We start from the raw sequence: 17718 nt of genomic DNA on the forward strand, positions 1-17718 counted from the left end.
CGTTTCACTCTGACCAATCCTTCACATTACGAAATATTTCAGTAACTTTTTTGCTCTTCCTAACCCCTTGCAGACAGCCAGCTTTCACGTTCCGTTCGCAAAATCCGCAAAACATCCTCGCCGGAATTTTTCCTTCCCGCTACACTCACCACAATGCCCCGCGCCCCGACCTTCCTATCGCCATTCGACGCTCCGGCCCTCGTCGCCCGTCGTGGCCTGTCATCCCTCCTGACCCCGGATGGCGAACTGCTGGACCTGACAGCAGAAGAAACGCGCGAACGCCTCACACAACTTCCCCCGCCCCTTCTGGTCCATGGTCCCGCTGCCCTGCGCGCGCTGGATCTCTCCCCGCTGTCCCAACCCGTTCCGTGGTTCGACCTGCTGGACCTGTTCCTGTTCGTCCGCCCCGCCACGACCGTCGCCCCCACCCCGCGCGGGGTGGCCCTCGCCCTCGGAATCGAGCCGCCTGAAACCATCGGCGCGGACCTCCTGCCCGTTTTGTGCGAAACCCTGCTCGACGAACTGCGTCACAAGGCCGAAACACCCGAAGGTACACGTCTGCGTGCCCTGATGGTCCCTCTGACCCGCGCCGGATGGGCCTGGAGCGGCGAAGTCACGGACGCGCTCGGAACCCCGCAAGACACGACAGGCGCTCATCCCTACGAAGCCATCCGCATCTGGAAGCGCCTGCCGCGCTGGGAAGAGACCGCTCCGCGCCCGGCCCCCGGAAGTCAGTCCGTCTCACCAAACGCGGCCCGTCAACGCCTGCGAGAAATCCTTGGAGAAAACGCCGAAATCCGCTCTGGCCAAGCCGATTTCGCTTCTGCCGCCACTGGCGCGTTTGAACCACGCGAAAGCATCGGCTCCCCTAATGTCGTCCTCGCCGAAGCCGGAACCGGCACAGGCAAGACGCTCGGCTATATCGCACCCGCCAGCCTTTGGGCCGAACAGAATGACGGCGCCGTCTGGATCAGCACCTATACCCGCCACCTCCAGCGCCAGATCGAACAGGAACTCCGCCGCCTTTATCCGGATGAAAAGACCCTTCGGGAGAAAGTCGTCGTTCGCAAAGGCCGGGAAAACTATCTGTGTCTGCTGAATATGGAGGATCTGCTCAACGTCGCCAGTTCCCGTGGCCCTGACGGTTACGCCGCCCTTCTTCCGATGGGCCTGCTCGCCCGCTGGGCCGAAGCCAGCCGCGACGGCGATCTCATGGGCGGGGACCTCCCCGGCTGGTTCGGCGAACTCTTCGGCCATGGCACGCTTTTCGGCATTGCAGACCGGCGTGGGGAGTGCATCCACGCCGCCTGCCCGCATTACCAGACCTGCTTCGTCGAACACGGAATCCGCCGCGCCCGTCAGGCCGATCTGGTCGTCGCCAACCACGCCCTCGTTCTCTCACAGGCAGCCTGGGCCTCCCTCGCACCGCCGGGCCTGCCGGACGAAGACACCACGCCCACCCGATATGTTTTCGACGAAGGCCACCATATCCCCGACGCTGCCGACAGCGCCTTTGCCACAGCCCTCTCCGGGCTTGAAGCCGCCGAACTCCGTCGCTGGCTTCTCGGAGCAGAAGGCAGCCGTTCCCGCGCCCGGGGCCTGCAACGACGACTGGACGATCTGGTCGAACGCCTGCCCATGATCGACACTCCCCTGCAAGCCGCGCTTCAGGCCGCAAGAAGCCTCCCCGCCCCCGGCTGGAGCACACGCCTGCGCCCCGAGAGCCCCGCTGACGAAAGCGTCTTACCGCCTTCCGAGGATGCCCCCGCCCTGCTGATCCCTACAGACCCCACACCCGAAAACCCGTCCGAAGTCTTCCTCCGCGCTCTGGATCACCAACTCCGCGCCCGACAGACCAAGGACAACCGGGATGGCTATATCTCTGCGGAATGCGACCTACACCCCGTCAACGACGACGTAGCCGCTGCCTCCGAAACGCTCAGCCGCGCCCTGACGCGCCTGCGCGATCCCATCCGTCTTCTGGCGGACCGTCTCGCTGCACAGGTTGAGGACGATGCGGAAATGGACGCTCCTACCCGACAACGCATCGAAGCCATGATCCGCACCCTGCATCGCCGCGCCATCAGCCGCCTGTCCGGCTGGATCGGGATGCTCGACGCACTGCAAACGCCGCCAGAACCGGACGTCACCCCCACTTTCGTGGACTTCATCCGCACCGAACGCCTTCCCCGCACCCGGGCCACCCCCGGCAAAGCACAAAGCGACCATGACATCGGCCTCTACCGGCACTGGCTGGACCCGACCATCCCCTTCGTCTCGACAATCCAGACACCCGCTCACGGCCTGCTCCTGACCTCCGCCACATTGCGCGACCAGACCGGTCACGGCGACACGCAAAACGAAGCAAGCTGGCACGCAGCCGAACTGCGTCTGGGCGCCACGCATTTCCTCAAGCCGCCCATCCGCGCCTCGGTTATGAGCCCGTTCGACTACGCCACGCAGACACGCGCCTATGTGATTACGGACGTCTCGGGCGAAATTGCCTCGCTGGCGCATGCCTTCCGCGCTCTGTTCGAAACCGCCGGTGGTGGCGCGCTCGGCCTGTTCACAGCCATCCGCCGCCTGCGCGAAGTCCATCGCCGCATCCATGAACCTTTGGAAACGCAGGGCTTTCCGCTCTACGCACAGCATGTGGATGCGATGGACAACGCGACCCTCGTGGACGTCTTCCGCACCGAAACCCATAGCTGTCTGTTGGGAACGGACGCCATGCGCGATGGTGTGGACGTTCCCGGCGAAGCCCTACGCATGGTCGTGTTTGAAAAGACGCCCTGGCCCCGTCCCGACATCCTGCACCGCGAACGCCGCCGTCTGCTGTCCGAAGGCCGTCCTGGCGATTATGACGACCGCATCACCCGCATGCGTCTGCGGCAGGCGTTTGGCCGCCTGATCCGTCAGGGCAATGATCGCGGCGTTTTCGTCATGCTGGACCGCCGCATGCCCTCACGCCTGCTCTCCGCTTTTCCCGACGGCGTGGATGTCCGCCGCATGTCTCTGGCCGACGCGCTGGAAGACATCGCCCGCTTCCTGCGTCCCGAAGAGCAGGAAAACGAACCGCCCCTCCTTCAGGGCTGAGCCAAGGGCTGCACCGACTGTTGCGCCAGGCTGCGCATGCTGGTTGCCAGACGGTCGCGCAGTTGATGCAGTTCTTTTTCCTGCTCCTGCGCCCTTTCGGCTGCGAGCCTGTCATTCTGCGCCATTTCGCCCAGAGCCTGCGTGACCTTGTCCGCCGCCTGCGCCAGCGCTTCCATCTGTCGCGGGTCCACACCCCGGCTAGCGGCCGTCGTCCGCGCCGCATCCAGCGCACCATCGGCCACGAGTCCGAGGATTTTGCGATCTGCTTCGTTCAGCGCATCGCGCGCCGTGGCGGCATTGCGGTTGTCCACCTGCCCCACGGCCACCGCGCAGGCCGCTTTCAGGTTGGGAATGGTCTTCGTCAGCGCCGAATGCAGCGCCATAATCCGCGCTTCCGCGGCCTCGCGCGTGCTCTTGATCATCGGAATGGTCAGCGCCGCCCGCATCAGCCCTTCGCGCTGCTCGCTCAGATGCCCCGAGAAATTCGCCAGACGTCCGCGCAGTTCCATGACCTCGGCCGCATCAACAGGGTCCTGTGTCTCCAGCGCATGCTGTCGTAGCGATTCAACTTTTCGCTCGCCCTCTTCAAGCGCAAGCTGCCCGGCTGCGATATCAATGTTCAGTTCCCGCACCCCATGCCGAAGCGCCTGATACATGTCCTCGAAGGACGTGATGTTCCGCTTGAGATCGGCAATCGTCACCCGGGCCTTGGCCTCCTGCTGGTCCATCAGGGCGTTGAACTTCTTGCGATTTTCGGCAAACCCGCTGAGCGCATCCTTCGCGCCCCCCAGCAGACCGCCCATCTTCGCCAGAAAGCCCCCCGGCGCCCCGCCTTCGCCACGCGCCAACTTCTGCAAATCGCCGATCCGCAGGATCTTCACGCCATCCAGAACACCTGCCGCGATTTCCCCAACCGCATCGCTTTCGCCGAGGGTCCGTCCGGCCAGCATCCGATCCGAAACCTTCGCCAATTCACCAAGCGCACCCATTCCATGCGACAAAAGTGTGTTCAGGTCTCCGAAATCAATCGTCTCTGCGCGTCGATGCGCCTCCTCGACCATATCCGCTGGCAGACGGCTGATTTCCACCAGCCGTGTAAAAGCGGGCATCGGTTCCAGCGTGCCCATACCGCTGGGAGCCGGCGCTTCAACCTTCACAGGGACCGGCGCGGGCTCATCAGCATAAAGATCGCTCAGATCCAGCGGTCTGGTCTCATCAGCACTCATGTCAGTCATCCAGCGTCAGGGTGAAGGTCGGGTCGATACGGAAATTCGGATCCGGCTTTCCAGTGTCGTACATGGCCGTGCCGATGGCCAAAAACTCGACGATATGATCGCCCCAGACATGCGATTCCTCACGCAGTGTCGTCCCGATGATTTCATTGGCCCCGACCTCGGCCGCATGGGCCGACATCCGCTCCATGGCGTGCTCGCGCGCCGTGTAATAGGCCTGCGTAAACAGATCCAGTTCCACGCACTGCATGGCCTGTTTGAGCGTCGTCATCAGGCTGCGGCGCGGAATATGCTGCACGCAACATCCCAGAACCAGATCCAGCGGCCGCCGCCCCGAGCGCAACGCCAGCGCGAAATCCTGCCCCGACAGATCGGACGTGAACGGTCGTCCATCCGGTCGCCGATATCCGGAATGCCCTTCCGCATGGACGATCGCCGTTCCGAACGCCCGGAATTCCAGCATCCCGCTATCGGCAAGCTGTGAAATCTCCAGACGCGTTCCCACGATCCCGTCCGCGCCAAGCTGCTCGGCTTCCTCGCGCATGATTTCAACGGCCTTCTCACGCGCGCCATACATGGCGCCCGTCAGATCGGTCAACTCATAGGACGTATTGCGGAACTGCGTATTGGCCTGCACCTTCCAGATGCTGTTTCCCAGACACAGACCAAGCGCCCGGAACCCGGCCTGCTCGACAACCAGCAGTTCGCGCACACTGAAATCTGACGTTGTAACCCGGCTGCCGGAAGCCCTCATCGGCGGCACCTGTCCTCCATTCTGCGCTAGTTCGGAAGGGCCGCTCCCGCCCCAACCCGGAGGAAGCGCGTCAAAACCCGGAACCTGATCAAAGATACCCATGGGACTCCCGCCGTAAAATCCGTAACATTCCGAGGCCGCTCGGAACGAGCCTCAGAACAGATCATTCAAGCCGTCAAACAGGCCGCCAAGTCCCTCGGCCACCTCACTGACAACTTCACCGCCAACTTCAAGACCCAGAACAGTCGCCCCAATGCGGCCATCCCTGCCCCGTTCGCCAGGCTCGTCCTCAACCTCGATCCGGTTCGAAACCCCGGCGAAAAGCGGTCGATGCTGCAAGCCCGAACGGACCGCATCCTCCAGTCTGCACACCATCGTAGGAGACACAGAGCCCTGCGCGCCAATGCGCCGATACCCAAGAATGCTCACAGCCGCCCGAACCCGGAGCGACTTTACGACACCCCGTTCCGACTGCACCGTCAGTCCGACCATCTCATCGTGTCCCAACGCTCCGTCCCAATTCCGACAGGCCGGATCGTTCCGCAGGCTCATCGCCGCCGCATCCCGGGCCGCCCGCTTCGCCTGCGTCAGAAGAGCACTCTCCCCGATGCTGAACGCATCGAAAAATCCTTCAAGAAGTCCCGCATAGCGGATCTCCTCCCACGTCCCGACGCCATAATTCACAGGCACGATCCCGGCTGCAAGCGCCACATCCAGGGTCGCGGCGTTCCACGGCACACAGGGCAGCACATCCAGACGTTCAATCTGCGGCACACGCACGGCCTCGCCATGCAACATGAACCCAAGCGCTCCGCTATGATGCTCAAGCCGGTATCGCAGGTTCAGAACCGCCCCCGCCCCCAAAGCCCGCGCCTGCTCTCGAATGCGATCCGTCGCGGTGCGCCAGCCGGCTTCATGAACGACCTGCCAGTTCATCCCGGACTTCCACCAGGTTTCAGCATGAACGTTCCCTACAGGTGTAATCGCCATGGACGGTGTCAGTAGCGCCTGCCGCACCGACCCCAGACGCACCAGAGGACGTACCCGACTGCCAAGCTCGTGAAACGCCCGTACTTCGGCCTCTTTTTTCGGACCAGAAGACCACGGGAACAGGCGCATCACGGCCGAAAATCCGTCAGTTCGGCAGATGCGCGACCCTCGCCCGAAATAGCCAGTCCTGTCTCATGGATTTTCTGACGCAACTCCGTGATCCAGTCCCGGACCGGAACCTGTTTGCGACTGATCACCACCCCACGTACTTCGTGGGCAATCTCGGCCACCACTCCGTCCCTCTCACGCCGGAGCAGGAAAACGCGAGTTTCGAACCGAAGTGCAAGCTCATCGATATCGACCGTGCGTTTCAGCCATCCCCGGGTCTTGCGCGTTACGGTTGCCTGACGTGGAAAAGCCTGCTCGCAAAAGGCGGCGAACTTTTCCAGAAAGCGCTCCCGGCCATTTTCGGCTTCCCGGATCAGCGCCGCAAGATCGTCGATATTCCCAGTCATGAGCGCCTCTTCGATATCCCTGTCACAGTTCGACAGGTTTCAATTCCCGTCAATCAGGAAATTCCGTTTTCGAAAAAACTACACAAAAAAAAGCCCCCGACCATAAGGGCCGGGGGCTCTTGAGGACCAAAGGTCCAGACCGTTATTCAGAGTGTCAGGATCAGAAGTTCAGACCTGCCTGCAGGAAGAAATAACGACCCTGATAAAAGCTGCCATAAGTCGCACCGGCGCTGTTATCCACGCCACTGGCCACGAACGGGGGTTTCTTGTTGGTGATGTTGTTGATGCCGCTTTCGAAGTTCCACTTCTTCCAGCGATAGGCCAGCGTCAGATCCTGTTCGATCATCATCGGCGTCTTGTAACGGCCAGCCGTCGTAGCATTCAGGAACTCGGACTGATTGTTCCAGCGCATCCCACCAATGAACTGCACCATGTAGGTTGCGGTGAACGCACCATGTGTCCAGCCAAACGTCGAGTAGTCACGAACGCGCGGAATGCCATAGGACGCACTCGGGTTGTTCGGACCACCGCCATAAAGCAGGGCGCCAGTGTAGTTGGTGAACGGACCACCCGGAACGAGCTGCTGTGTGTAGTTCAGCAGATACTGGAAGTTGTTGGACACTGACAAGAGGTCGTGGGAAGTAACGCGGATACGATAATCGAAATCGAAATCAACGCCGCTTTCATGCAGGGCGCCAGTGTTCTGGTTCGTTGCCGAAACCGTGTTGATCTGACCATTCGCCAGACGGCTCACCGTATTGCACAGCGAAGGGCTGCTACCCGTGTAGCATCCATCCAGAATATACTGCGTCGGAAGCGCACTGATCGTGTGATTGACCGAGTAGTGCCAGAACTCACCGGAAATGGAGAGATTCGGAATCCAGCGCGGCGTAATGATCGTACCGAATGTGTAGGTCCGTCCGATCTCAGGTGCCAAATGGGCATTACCGCCACCCAGCGTCGGAACCTGGCCCGTACCAGACTGATGGAACGTGGAGGTATTGATACCCTGCTTCGCACAGGTTGCCGCAACCGTCGCCGACGCGCCGCCGTAGTTCCCGACCTGTCCCGCATCGCACGGATCGTTGGCAAGGTTGTAGCCCAGCGACTGACCACCATACAGTTCATAAACATTCGGCTGACGATAGGACGTGCCAATCGTACCACGGAAGCGGATGTCCTGCGTGGGTGCCCAGTTGATGGACGCTTTCCAGTTCTTCGCCGTCTCGGACGTCGTGCTGTAACCCGATGCACGACCCTGAGCATCGATCGTCAGATCTTTTGCAAGAAAGACGTTCTTCAGCAGCGTCGCCTTGGCTTCTGCATACCCTTCCGTGACGTCGAAGCCGCCACTGGTCGGCAGAACGGTGTTGGTCAGGCTCTGTCCGCTGCTGATCAGCTCGTCAGGCGTGTTGGTCAGCTGTTCGCCACGGTGTTCGAAACCAAACGCCATACCCAGATCGCCGCCGCCCTTCCAGGGCATCGTCGTCACGTGGTTGTTGTTGATGCGCAGGTTCCAGTCACGAAGCTGGTAATGTGAATGCGTGTTCGTGTTGTAATTGACGTAGGACGCAGCCTGCCTGCCCATCGTTCCGAACGGATTGCTGCATCCGAAAGCGGGGCAGACACCGGCATTATAGACCAGAGGGCTGGTGGAGCTGGACGGGTCAGTCTGCTGCAGGCCATAGGCATTCAGCAGGTTCGTGTAAGATCCGACGTTCTCCAGGTGATCCGTCGACATGTTGGAACCATAGGTATACGAAACGTCGTAATCCCAGCCGTAAGCAATCGCACCATTCATACCCACCTTGGCGGTGACAGTATCAGTGGCGTTCTCGTCGCGACGATCCCCGAGTTCCGTCAGACGCTTTGTGAGGTCGACGTTCTGGCCAAATGGATTGTTTGGGTCATTGGCAGGAACCGTCAGAACGGACGGCAGTGTGCTGGGCGGGACAGAACCGTTAAACGGTTCGGCGGCCATGTAGCTGGAGCTGGTCCGATGTGAGTACATCACATTGGAATAAAGGTTGGCGTGCCGATTGAACTCGTAGTGAAAATCGCCCGAAAGGCTGGAGTTCTGAAGCTGGTTGATCAGACTCTGATGCTCGCCATTCGCGTAGCGGTTGTTCGTACCCCAGGCACTGACCGTCTTTCCATCTGGTGCCACTGCCGCACTCAGGCCGGTCGCCTCATTCTGGACATGCGTATAATTCGAATAGCCTGAGCCGAAAACTTCCGGTCCTGAGCCGACGACGTTGTTCGAGACCTGCGTCGGGTTACCCCAGCCGCGGTTACGCTGGAGAACACCACCCTGGGTCATATACTGACCGAACAGCGTCAGGTTGCCCTTGTCATGATCGAAATTCCAGCCCTTGTAGGCGGAAATCATGCCAGTGTCGTTATCGCCATGACCGGTAATGCCACCACGGATGGTGATGTTTCCGTCCGACAGATCATGACGCATCTTGATGTTGATGACACCCGAAACGGCGTCGGCGCCGTAAAGCTCGGAACCGCCATCCTTCAGGATTTCGACGCTCGCAATCTGCTGCACCGGCAGGGCGTTCAGATCGATACAGTTCGTCTGACCGTTCAGCGTCGCACGCTTGCCGTCAATCAGCACGAGAACACGGTTAGAACCGAGGTTACGGATGTCAGTGCAGGCCGCACCACCCGTGCCGTTGGTTTCCGCGTTATTCGAACCCGTCCCACCAATGGACGGAATGCGCGCGAAAAAGTCGCTGAGGGTCGTGGCACCCGTCTGCTGGATCTGCTTGGCCGTCACAATCTGGACGGGGTTGGCGTTCTGGTTGTTCGAGGATGCAAGCGCTGATCCCGTAACGACCATGCGTTCGGTACCGCCCGATACACCCTGCGCCTCAAGGACCTCCGCGCGACGACGGCGGGAAGAGGCCGGAGCTGTCGCGGCGACAGGTACGGCAACGGATTGCGCAGGAACAGCAGCAGGTTTTGCAGCAGTCGTCGAAGCCGCTGCCTTGTGGTGCACAGCCTTGTGGGAACGGTGTTCCGGCTGCGTCGTGGAAGCGGCAACAGCCGTTCCTGACAGGGTCCCAACTCCGAGAATTGATGCACACAGCAACAGGTGGCGACGAGATGTGCTCATCAAAGAACAAAATCCTTCAGAAGAATGATGTTCCCTGTCTAAAGATCTCAGAGCGTGACTGTCACGAAAAATACATACCAGCCATGCTTTCAGAGGGCACTTGAATGCAACACGTGTGATAAATGCAACAGTTATACCCAGCCCGGGTTTTTCGTTTGGATTCAGCAATTAAACTGAAATTTAAAAAGCCTCTGACCCGAAGGCCAGAGGCTTTTTTGCAACATATTGGGCATCTCCGCCCCTTCACTGTGAAGAGGCGAAAGATGGACCGGACTTCGATTAGAAGTCCATGTCACCCATGCCGCCCATACCACCCGGAGCGCCGGCCGGAGCCTTCTTTTCCGGGCGTTCGGCAACCATGGCTTCCGTCGTGATCAGCAGACCACCAACCGAAGCGGCATCCTGCAAGGCCGTACGGACAACCTTGGTTGGGTCGATAATACCGGCTGCGACCAGGTCCTTGTACTCACCCTTCTGGGCGTCGAAGCCGAAGACATAGCCGTCATTCTCAAGCACCTTGCCTGCGATAACCGCACCGTCTTCACCAGCGTTGAACGCGATCTGGCGCAGCGGAGCCTGAAGCGCCTTGCGAACGATCTCGCCGCCCACGCGCTGGTCGTCGTTTTCGAAGGTCAGACCCTTCAGAGCGGACGATGCGCGGGCCAGAGCCGTGCCACCACCCGGAACGATGCCTTCTTCAACGGCAGCGCGGGTTGCATGCAGAGCATCGTCAACGCGATCCTTGCGCTCCTTCACCTCGACCTCGGTGCTGCCACCGACGCGGATGACGGCAACGCCACCAGCCAGCTTCGCCAGACGCTCCTGGAGCTTCTCGCGGTCGTAGTCGGACGTCGTTTCCTCGATCTGCGCACGGATCTGGTTGCAACGACCCTTGATGTCGTCGCTGTTGCCAGCGCCTTCGACGATCGTAGTGTTTTCCTTCTCGATGTGGATCTTCTTGGCGCGACCCAGCATTTCGAGCGTGACGGATTCCAGCTTGATCCCGATGTCTTCGGAAATCACCTGGCCGCCCGTCAGGATAGCGATGTCTTCCAGCATGGCCTTGCGACGGTCACCGAAGCCCGGAGCCTTGACGGCGGCGATCTTCAGGCCACCACGCAGCTTGTTCACGACCAGCGTGGCAAGGGCTTCGCCATCAACGTCTTCGGCAATGATCACCAGCGGACGGCCGGACTGCACAACGCTTTCGAGAAGCGGCAGCATCGGCTGAAGCGAGGAGAGCTTCTTTTCGTGGATCAGGATATACGGGCTGTCGAGATCAGCCGTCATCTTCTCCGGGTTCGTCACGAAGTACGGGGAGATGTAGCCGCGGTCGAACTGCATACCCTCGACAACGTCGAGTTCCGTGTGCAGGCCCTTGGCTTCTTCAACCGTGATGACGCCTTCAGAACCGACCTTCTGCATGGCAGAAGCGATCATCTCGCCGATTTCGCTCTCGCCGTTGGCGGAAATCGTTCCGACCTGGGCGATCTCTTCCGGAGACGTGATCTTCTTCGTGTTGTTCTTCAGCTCTTCAACAACAACGCCGACAGCCTTGTCGATGCCGCGCTTCAGATCCATCGGGTTCATGCCAGCGGCAACAGCCTTGGCGCCCTCACGGATGATGGCCTGAGCCAGCACGGTTGCGGTCGTGGTGCCGTCGCCTGCGATGTCGTTCGTCTTGGAGGCGACTTCGCGGACCATCTGGGCGCCCATGTTCTCGAACTTGTCAGCCAGTTCGATTTCCTTGGCAACCGACACACCGTCCTTGGTGATGCGCGGTGCGCCAAAGCTCTTGTCGAGAACAACGTTCCGACCCTTCGGGCCGAGCGTTACCTTGACGGCATTTGCGAGGATATCAACGCCACGCAGCATACGCTCGCGGGCATCAGCGCCGAACTTTACGTCCTTGGCAGCCATAATTCTTACTCCTGAATGAGGTTTTTACGAGAGGAAACGGGGACGGCTGTTCAGCCGATCACACCCATGATGTCGCTCTCTTTCATGATCAGCAGCTCTTCGCCGTCGATCTTGACCTCGGTGCCGGACCACTTGCCGAACAGCACCTTGTCACCAGCCTTGACGTCCAGAGCCACGATCTGGCCTTGCTCGTTGCGGGCACCCGGGCCGACGGAAACGATTTCGCCTTCGGTCGGCTTGTCCTTGGCGGTGTCAGGAATGATGATGCCGCCAGCGGTCTTCTCTTCGCCTGTGAGGCGACGGACCACTACGCGGTCATGAAGGGGACGAAACTTCGTCATGGATCGCTCCATTTTTGGTCACACCCTTGTAAAAAGCAGCGTGACCGGGTTGCTGCACTCAATGACTGCAGTGCATTTGGCACTCTCACATGGAGAGTGCCAAAGACATAGGCGTCCAACCCGTTTCCGTCAAGGTTTCTCGCTACCATCCCCAGACGGTCCAGAACAAAGTTTCCGTCCGTCGAGCAGGCTTTCCGACCGCTGTTTTTCTATGGTTTCAGCCAGTTTCTGGCCCTTGGTCCGTCCATACAAATGACGGTTCGCCTCCGCGACCTTTGCATCCTCAGCACCCTTGCGGCGTTTGCGTTCCCGGCGGAGATTGATGACGTCGCTCATGGCTCATGGCCTTTCGGGCATGACAAGACTGGATAGACAGACATGAAACACAGCCCATCGGACAAGAAAACCCCCGTATCAGGCCAGATGGTCAAACTGACGGCTGCAGACGGACACAGCTTTGGCGCCTGGGAAGCAGGTTCGGCGGAGTCGCCCCTCGCCCTCATCGTCGTGCAGGAAATTTTCGGCCTCACCGATCATATTCGCAATGTCTGCAACGACTTCGCGGCCGAAGGTTTCCACGTCATTGCCCCGGCCGTCTTTGACAGGGCAAAATCCAACGTCGTCCTGCCCTATTCACAGGCGGGTGTGACGGAAGGCCTCGAACTCCGCAGCCAGATTCCATCCGACAAGACGCTCACCGACATTGCCGCCTGCGCGAACGCCCTGCGTGATGCCGGACACGAGAAAGTCGGCATTATCGGCTTCTGCTGGGGTGGCCTGCTCGCCTGGCTGACGGCAACGCAGACGCATGATGTGGACGCTGCCGTGAGTTGGTATGGCGCCGGCATCGGCAATCATATCGATATCACACCGCACTGCCCGGTCGAGCTGCATTTCGGCGGCGAGGACGCCTCTATCCCACACACTGAAATCCAGAAGATCCGCGACGCCCGTCCCGAGATCGAAGAATATGTCTATGACGACGCCGGCCACGGTTTCGGCTGCCCCGAGCGTCCAAGCTTCAACCGTGATGCTCGCGATCTCGCCTGGTCCCGCAGCGTCGATTTTCTGAAAACCAACCTCGCCTGACTCGCCCCCTGATCACGGTGACACAGACTGTCGCAAAACCGTGAAAGAGGTCTATAATGATGGCAAACCCGGCGAATACCGCACCGGATCAGACAGGAGTTTCAAAATGAGCACCAATCCGCTCAAAGACGATCCCAAACACGACGCCGCGATCCGTCACGAAGCGCGCCTTCTGTGGGAAGCTGACGGCAAGCCGGACTGCGGCCCCGAAGGCTATCTCGAAAAAGCTGCGGACCTGATCTCCATCAAGGGCGTGCCACAGGGCACCCCGGTCAAGGACCTGCCGCCGGTGGAACTGGACGGCGTGGAAATTGATGATGCGCGTGCAGGCATCGATCTGAACGCAGACCCGAACCACAATCACGACTGATCGTTCTTTCAACCGCGCCTGCATGAAGCAGGCGCGACACTCACAGAACTTTAGCCCTGCTTCAGAACACGTCCCGCTACGGCGTCAAGCTTGGCCACCAGCTTTGGATCGCGTGCAGCCGGAGCCGTGATGATCGCATGATCCAGCGCGCGCTCGGCACTTGCATCGACCGGACGCTTCTTGCCCAGCACTGGAATGACGGCCTTCACAAGACGACGCGCATTCTCCGCATTGCCCGTCATGACCTTCACAACAGCCTCAACCGTCACGCTGTCATGCTCGCTATGCCAGCAGTCGAAATCCGTAACCATCGCAACGGTCGCGTAGTTCATCTCGGCTTCGCGTGCGAGTTTGGCTTCCGGCATGTTCGTCATACCGACTACCGAACATCCCCAGGAACGGTACAGTTCGCTCTCGGCACGTGTGGAGAACTGCGGACCTTCCATTACCAGATATGTCCCGCCCCGCGTGAACGGAATGCCAAGCGAGGCCGCCTCACCCTGCACCACGTCCAGTATGCGCGCCGAAACCGGGTCCGCCATGCCAACATGCGCCACACAGCCCGTGTCGAAGAAGCTCTTCTCACGTGCAAAGCTGCGATCGATGAACTGGTCCACCAACACGAAATGCCCCGGAGGCAGCTCTTCCTTGAGCGACCCCACTGCCGAAAGTGACAGAATATCCGTCACACCCGCACGCTTGAGCGCATCGATATTGGCGCGAAAGTTCAGACGCGACGGCGGAATGGGATGCCCCCGCCCATGACGGGGCAGAAACACACACTGCACGCCCTCGAACGTCCCGAACAGCAATTCGTCGGACGGCTCACCCCAAGGCGTTTCAACCTTGCGCCATTCCTTGTTTTCGAGTCCGTCAATATCGTACAGCCCCGAACCACCGATCACACCGATGACGGGCTGAATTTCCTGTTCCGAAGACATGTCTGTTCCTGACTGTTGTTTGATCCGCTCGCCCGTTCTGGACCACGAGAACGCACTGCGCGCAAGCCTTGCCCGCCGCACACGTCCCTTTCCCGCATTCAGCAAAATATTTTCACAAAAACCCGGCGTTTTTACGAAATGAAAACGTCTTTGCGCCATCGTCCCGCCACGGATGCTCGCCACCAATGAGCGTCAGTCATGCATCAGCCAACTGTTCGACGACGGCACGATTTGCTAGGACACTGCGCGTAACGAAGTTTTGTCCTGTATAAACGGGGGAAGAAAAAATGGACCAGATCAGCCCCGGTTTCGCCGAAACCGTTCGTCCAGACGTGCCTCACGACGCCCTCAAGCAGGACGCCAAAGCCTGGTTCGAAACCCTCCGTGACCGCATCTGCGCGTCCTACGAAAAACTCGAAGACGAAGCCGCGGAGGGTGGTTCGCAGGTCCTGCGTGACCGTACCGCCCCCGGCCGTTTCGAACGCACGGCCTGGAGCCGCCCGGAAGGCGGTGCCGGTGTGATGTCCGTCATGCGCGGCCGCGTGTTCGAAAAAGTCGGCGTCAATGTCTCGACCGTCTGGGGCGAGTTCTCCCCTGAATTCCGCAAAAACATTCAGGGCGCCGAAGAAGACCCGCGCTTCTTCGCCACCGGCGTCTCTCTCGTCGCGCATCCGTGCAACCCGCATGTCAGCGCCGCGCATTTCAACACGCGCATGATCATCACGACAAAGGGCTGGTTCGGAGGCGGCGGCGACATTACGCCCATGTTTCCTGACAGCGCAGAAGCCCGGTCCGACGCGGACTATTTCCACAAATCGTTCGAAGATGCCTGCAACCGCCACGATCCTGAGCATTATCCCCGCTTCAAGGAATGGTGCGACCGCTACTTCCATCTCTCCCACCGCAACGAACCACGCGGCCTGGGCGGCATTTTCTACGACCAGTTCTCTACCGGAAACGCAGATCTGGACTTCGCCTTTACGAAGGATGTCGGCATGGCCTTCCATGACGCCTACCCCGCCGTTGTGCGTCGCCGGATGTTCACCCCCTGGACCGAAGCCGATCGTGACGCCCAGCTCATCCGTCGCGGCCGTTATGTGGAGTTCAATCTTCTTCACGACCGAGGCACGTTGTTCGGTCTCAAGACAGGCGGCAACACCGAAGCCATCCTCATGAGCATGCCGCCGGAAGTCCGCTGGCCGTGAGACTGACCCGACGTGCAGCCCTGAAGGGGCTGGCGGCCCTTGGCGGAACCGCTCCCTTCCTGAACACCCCGGCCCGTGCCGGGAGCCTGACGGATGTTCAACTCCTTCTGGGCGGTACGCTCGCCTCTATTCCAGGCCAGTTCGCGGAACTGGCAAGTGGTGCCATTTCCCATGCGCTGGATCTGGTGACACCTCTCGCACTGACACCCGATATCGGACAGGACGGTGTTCGCGCCGCAAACCTGTTCGATGCCAACAGCGCCCCCGACGGCAACACGGCGCTGGCCTTTCCCGGCGCCACACTTCTGGCGTCCCTGACAGGCGATTCCCGCGTCCATTACGATTTCGGACGCTGGACTCCCGTCTTGGTGGCTTCCACCACAACCGTCGTCATTGCCCGTACCGAATTACATAAAACCCTGCGCAGCCGCCTGACGGGTTTCTTCCACGATCATCCCGTCCGCCTTGCCGTCTCCCGCATTGGCGGCCCCGAACTGAATGCCCTGATGGGCCTCTCACTTCTCGGCCTGCGCCCCATTCCCGTTCCGGGTTATGTGGATTCATCCAATGCCCTGACCGCCCTGCACGAAGGCACCGTCGATGCAGTGCAGATTTCTCCCTATACGCTTGACCGACCGCTTGATGATGTCCTCGCCAACCTGCCGGAAGGCACGAGTGCAATTTACTACACCGGCGATCTGACGGACACGCATTCGACGACCATCCCCATTTTCATGGAAGCCTATCAGCAGGCGCGGCACCGCGCCCCTGAAGGCCCGTTCTATCATGCCTGGCAGGCTGTTTCCGCTGCGGCAGACACCGCCATGGCCATCGCACTCCCCATGCTGACGCCGCCTGAAATCGTCACACAGTGGAACCGCGCCTGCACTGCTGCCACTGCGGATGCCGGTGTCAGGCGCTGGGCCGAAACACATCATTTCAAACTGGTCACGGGTGAGAACGCTGCACCGTTCCTCTCACGAGCCGTTCCCGATCTGGGGGCCACACTGGCACTGCGTCGCTGGCTCGCCGTCAATACGCCGCGCTGGCGCGAAGGGCAGGAAACACGCCACATCTGACAAGCTCAGCGCCGGCGTGTTTTCAGCAGAATACGGACTGATCCGTGATTGGCAGCATGAGGATGCACGACAGCCAGAACCATTGAGCGCAGATCCCCCCGCTGGAGCCACATCGGAAGCTCACGGCGAATCAGCCCGCTGGTCTGCCCGCTTCCAAGCCCCGTCACAACCTCCACACAGCGCCAGTTCCGCACCCGCGCGCGCTGCATGAAATCATACAGCCGCTCAAACGCCTCCTGCACGACATAACCATGCAGATCGAGCCGCGCATCCACCTTCATCTGCCCGCGTGACAGACGTTTCCAGCTCGTATCATCCAGCCCCGGCGCCCGGACACCCACTGAAAGCTCAGCAGGACGCGGTTTCGTCTGTTCAGACTGCACAGGCAGGAAAGAGCGTCCCGTCACGATAGGCATGGGGCGCGGGACCTCCGGTATGGACGACGCAGGAGGCTCGACCTTGGCCGCAGGCGCCAGACGACGTGGGGAGCGCAGAGACCGCAACGGCTTGATATCGCGGACAACCATCCGCCACAGCGTCGCTTCCTCCTCCCTCAGATCCCGCTTCGCCACACTATCCTCACTTCCTGTCCGGCCACCCTTGTCCATCAGACAATTCAAGCCACGAGCATGTAACGGCTTCGGGCATCATTGAACAATGTTCTTTCGGGACTTTCCGCCCGCGGATGCGTTTACGCCTCAGGTTCCATTTTCCGAAAGAACAGGACCATGAGCCATCTGACACAGGAAGAGCGCGACAGCCTCCCCGACAGCGCCTTCGCCCTGCCTGAAAAACGCGCCTATCCGATCGACACACGAGCCCGCGCCAGCAACGCCAAGGCCCGCGCCACCCAGGAATACGAACGCGGCCTGCTGACGGCGGAAGAGCGTGAGTGGATCGACAAGGCCGCCGACCGTCGCCTCGCGCAGGACGATTGATCGTCCCGCATCACTTCAGGCGCCATCTTTTACACAAAGCCATTTTAAATTCACTTGACGTTAAGGACCATGCCGTCAGTCTCGCTTGCAACGCCAGACCGGCCCAAGACCGACCTAGGATCTT

General features: G+C 60.3%; 16 protein-coding genes. 6 read left to right on the top strand and 10 right to left on the bottom strand.

Going from position 1 to position 17718, the window contains the following annotated elements; genetic code table 11:
• Positions 1 to 153: 153 nt before the first annotated feature.
• A complete protein-coding gene (locus ABDK74_RS03900; protein WP_346002785.1) occupies positions 154 to 3096 on the top strand; it encodes an ATP-dependent DNA helicase in 2943 nt (980 codons plus the stop codon).
• Here the strand turns inward: ABDK74_RS03900 and ABDK74_RS03905 are convergent.
• The 8 genes from ABDK74_RS03905 to ABDK74_RS03940 form a co-directional block, all read right to left on the bottom strand.
• Entirely contained in the window at positions 3087 to 4322 is a 1236-nt protein-coding gene (locus tag ABDK74_RS03905) for a toxic anion resistance protein (RefSeq protein WP_346002786.1), read from the bottom strand. The two genes, ABDK74_RS03900 and ABDK74_RS03905, sit on opposite strands and share 10 nt — an antisense overlap.
• Position 4323: 1 nt before the next feature.
• Complete coding sequence (locus ABDK74_RS03910; RefSeq protein WP_346002787.1) at positions 4324 to 5184, bottom strand: heavy metal-binding domain-containing protein; 861 nt, start codon at positions 5182 to 5184, stop codon at positions 4324 to 4326.
• Positions 5185 to 5235: 51 nt separating this feature from the next.
• Complete coding sequence (locus tag ABDK74_RS03915) at positions 5236 to 6204, bottom strand: hypothetical protein (RefSeq protein ID WP_346002788.1); 969 nt, start codon at positions 6202 to 6204, stop codon at positions 5236 to 5238.
• Positions 6201 to 6587, bottom strand: coding sequence for a hypothetical protein (locus ABDK74_RS03920; RefSeq protein WP_346002789.1), 387 nt, complete (start codon positions 6585 to 6587; stop codon positions 6201 to 6203). The genes ABDK74_RS03915 and ABDK74_RS03920 overlap by 4 nt, the downstream gene beginning before the upstream one ends.
• Before the next feature lie 160 nt (positions 6588 to 6747).
• Positions 6748 to 9711, bottom strand: coding sequence for a TonB-dependent receptor domain-containing protein (locus tag ABDK74_RS03925; protein ID WP_194254425.1), 2964 nt, complete (start codon positions 9709 to 9711; stop codon positions 6748 to 6750).
• A 279-nt stretch (positions 9712 to 9990) separates the two neighbouring features.
• Positions 9991 to 11631 carry a chaperonin GroEL gene (gene groL, locus ABDK74_RS03930; RefSeq protein WP_194254424.1) on the bottom strand — a complete coding sequence of 547 codons (1641 nt, stop codon included), beginning with the start codon at positions 11629 to 11631 and terminating at the stop codon, positions 9991 to 9993.
• A gap of 50 nt (positions 11632 to 11681) precedes the next feature.
• A complete protein-coding gene (gene groES, locus ABDK74_RS03935; RefSeq protein ID WP_194254423.1) occupies positions 11682 to 11972 on the bottom strand; it encodes a co-chaperone GroES in 291 nt (96 codons plus the stop codon).
• Between the two features lie 129 nt (positions 11973 to 12101).
• Positions 12102 to 12308, bottom strand: a complete 207-nt coding sequence (locus ABDK74_RS03940; RefSeq protein ID WP_346002790.1) for a DUF4169 family protein — start codon at positions 12306 to 12308, stop codon at positions 12102 to 12104.
• A gap of 42 nt (positions 12309 to 12350) precedes the next feature.
• Here ABDK74_RS03940 and ABDK74_RS03945 point away from each other — a divergent pair, with 42 nt between their 5' ends.
• Together ABDK74_RS03945 and ABDK74_RS03950 are read left to right on the top strand one after the other, a co-directional pair.
• Complete coding sequence (locus ABDK74_RS03945) at positions 12351 to 13061, top strand: dienelactone hydrolase family protein (RefSeq protein WP_346002791.1); 711 nt, start codon at positions 12351 to 12353, stop codon at positions 13059 to 13061.
• Between the two features lie 106 nt (positions 13062 to 13167).
• On the top strand, positions 13168 to 13431 hold the full coding sequence (locus tag ABDK74_RS03950) for a hypothetical protein (protein WP_346002792.1): 264 nt from the start codon (positions 13168 to 13170) through the stop codon (positions 13429 to 13431).
• Positions 13432 to 13481: 50 nt separating this feature from the next.
• Here the strand turns inward: ABDK74_RS03950 and ABDK74_RS03955 are convergent, their stop codons facing one another.
• Positions 13482 to 14372: an S-methyl-5'-thioadenosine phosphorylase gene (locus ABDK74_RS03955; RefSeq protein WP_346002793.1), complete on the bottom strand. Its 891-nt coding sequence runs from the start codon at positions 14370 to 14372 to the stop codon at positions 13482 to 13484.
• 287 nt (positions 14373 to 14659) lie between these two features.
• Here ABDK74_RS03955 and hemF point away from each other — a divergent pair, with 287 nt between their 5' ends.
• Together hemF and ABDK74_RS03965 are read left to right on the top strand one after the other, a co-directional pair.
• Positions 14660 to 15577: an oxygen-dependent coproporphyrinogen oxidase gene (gene hemF, locus ABDK74_RS03960; protein ID WP_194254420.1), complete on the top strand. Its 918-nt coding sequence runs from the start codon at positions 14660 to 14662 to the stop codon at positions 15575 to 15577.
• Positions 15574 to 16656, top strand: coding sequence for a hypothetical protein (locus ABDK74_RS03965; protein ID WP_346002794.1), 1083 nt, complete (start codon positions 15574 to 15576; stop codon positions 16654 to 16656). The genes hemF and ABDK74_RS03965 overlap by 4 nt, the downstream gene beginning before the upstream one ends.
• 5 nt (positions 16657 to 16661) lie before the next feature.
• Here ABDK74_RS03965 and ABDK74_RS03970 read toward each other — a convergent pair whose 3' ends face one another.
• The gene (locus ABDK74_RS03970) at positions 16662 to 17264 is read right to left on the bottom strand and encodes a Smr/MutS family protein (protein ID WP_346002795.1); all 603 of its coding nucleotides are present in this window, start codon (positions 17262 to 17264) and stop codon (positions 16662 to 16664) included.
• 120 nt (positions 17265 to 17384) lie between these two features.
• On the opposite strand from ABDK74_RS03970, the gene ABDK74_RS03975 reads away from it, so the two are divergent.
• Complete coding sequence (locus ABDK74_RS03975; protein ID WP_346002796.1) at positions 17385 to 17594, top strand: hypothetical protein; 210 nt, start codon at positions 17385 to 17387, stop codon at positions 17592 to 17594.
• The last annotated feature ends 124 nt before the right edge of the window (positions 17595 to 17718 follow it).

Origin of the sequence: Gluconobacter sp. OJB, assembly GCF_039638275.1 — a bacterium.
GTDB classification, from domain to species: Bacteria; Pseudomonadota; Alphaproteobacteria; order Acetobacterales; family Acetobacteraceae; genus Gluconobacter; species Gluconobacter cerevisiae.

Bases quoted from the DNA above. Each gene is read 5' to 3' on its own strand.
- ABDK74_RS03900 (WP_346002785.1), top strand. From the start codon at position 154: ATGCCCCGCGCCCCGACCTTCCTATCGCCATTCGACGCTCCGGCCCTC.
- ABDK74_RS03905 (WP_346002786.1), bottom strand. From the start codon at position 4,322: ATGAGTGCTGATGAGACCAGACCGCTGGATCTGAGCGATCTTTATGCT.
- ABDK74_RS03910 (WP_346002787.1), bottom strand. From the start codon at position 5,184: ATGGGTATCTTTGATCAGGTTCCGGGTTTTGACGCGCTTCCTCCGGGT.
- ABDK74_RS03920 (WP_346002789.1), bottom strand. From the start codon at position 6,587: ATGACTGGGAATATCGACGATCTTGCGGCGCTGATCCGGGAAGCCGAA.
- ABDK74_RS03925 (WP_194254425.1), bottom strand. From the start codon at position 9,711: ATGAGCACATCTCGTCGCCACCTGTTGCTGTGTGCATCAATTCTCGGA.
- groL (WP_194254424.1), bottom strand. From the start codon at position 11,631: ATGGCTGCCAAGGACGTAAAGTTCGGCGCTGATGCCCGCGAGCGTATG.
- groES (WP_194254423.1), bottom strand. From the start codon at position 11,972: ATGACGAAGTTTCGTCCCCTTCATGACCGCGTAGTGGTCCGTCGCCTC.
- ABDK74_RS03940 (WP_346002790.1), bottom strand. From the start codon at position 12,308: ATGAGCGACGTCATCAATCTCCGCCGGGAACGCAAACGCCGCAAGGGT.
- ABDK74_RS03945 (WP_346002791.1), top strand. From the start codon at position 12,351: ATGAAACACAGCCCATCGGACAAGAAAACCCCCGTATCAGGCCAGATG.
- ABDK74_RS03950 (WP_346002792.1), top strand. From the start codon at position 13,168: ATGAGCACCAATCCGCTCAAAGACGATCCCAAACACGACGCCGCGATC.
- ABDK74_RS03955 (WP_346002793.1), bottom strand. From the start codon at position 14,372: ATGTCTTCGGAACAGGAAATTCAGCCCGTCATCGGTGTGATCGGTGGT.
- hemF (WP_194254420.1), top strand. From the start codon at position 14,660: ATGGACCAGATCAGCCCCGGTTTCGCCGAAACCGTTCGTCCAGACGTG.
- ABDK74_RS03970 (WP_346002795.1), bottom strand. From the start codon at position 17,264: ATGGACAAGGGTGGCCGGACAGGAAGTGAGGATAGTGTGGCGAAGCGG.
- ABDK74_RS03975 (WP_346002796.1), top strand. From the start codon at position 17,385: ATGAGCCATCTGACACAGGAAGAGCGCGACAGCCTCCCCGACAGCGCC.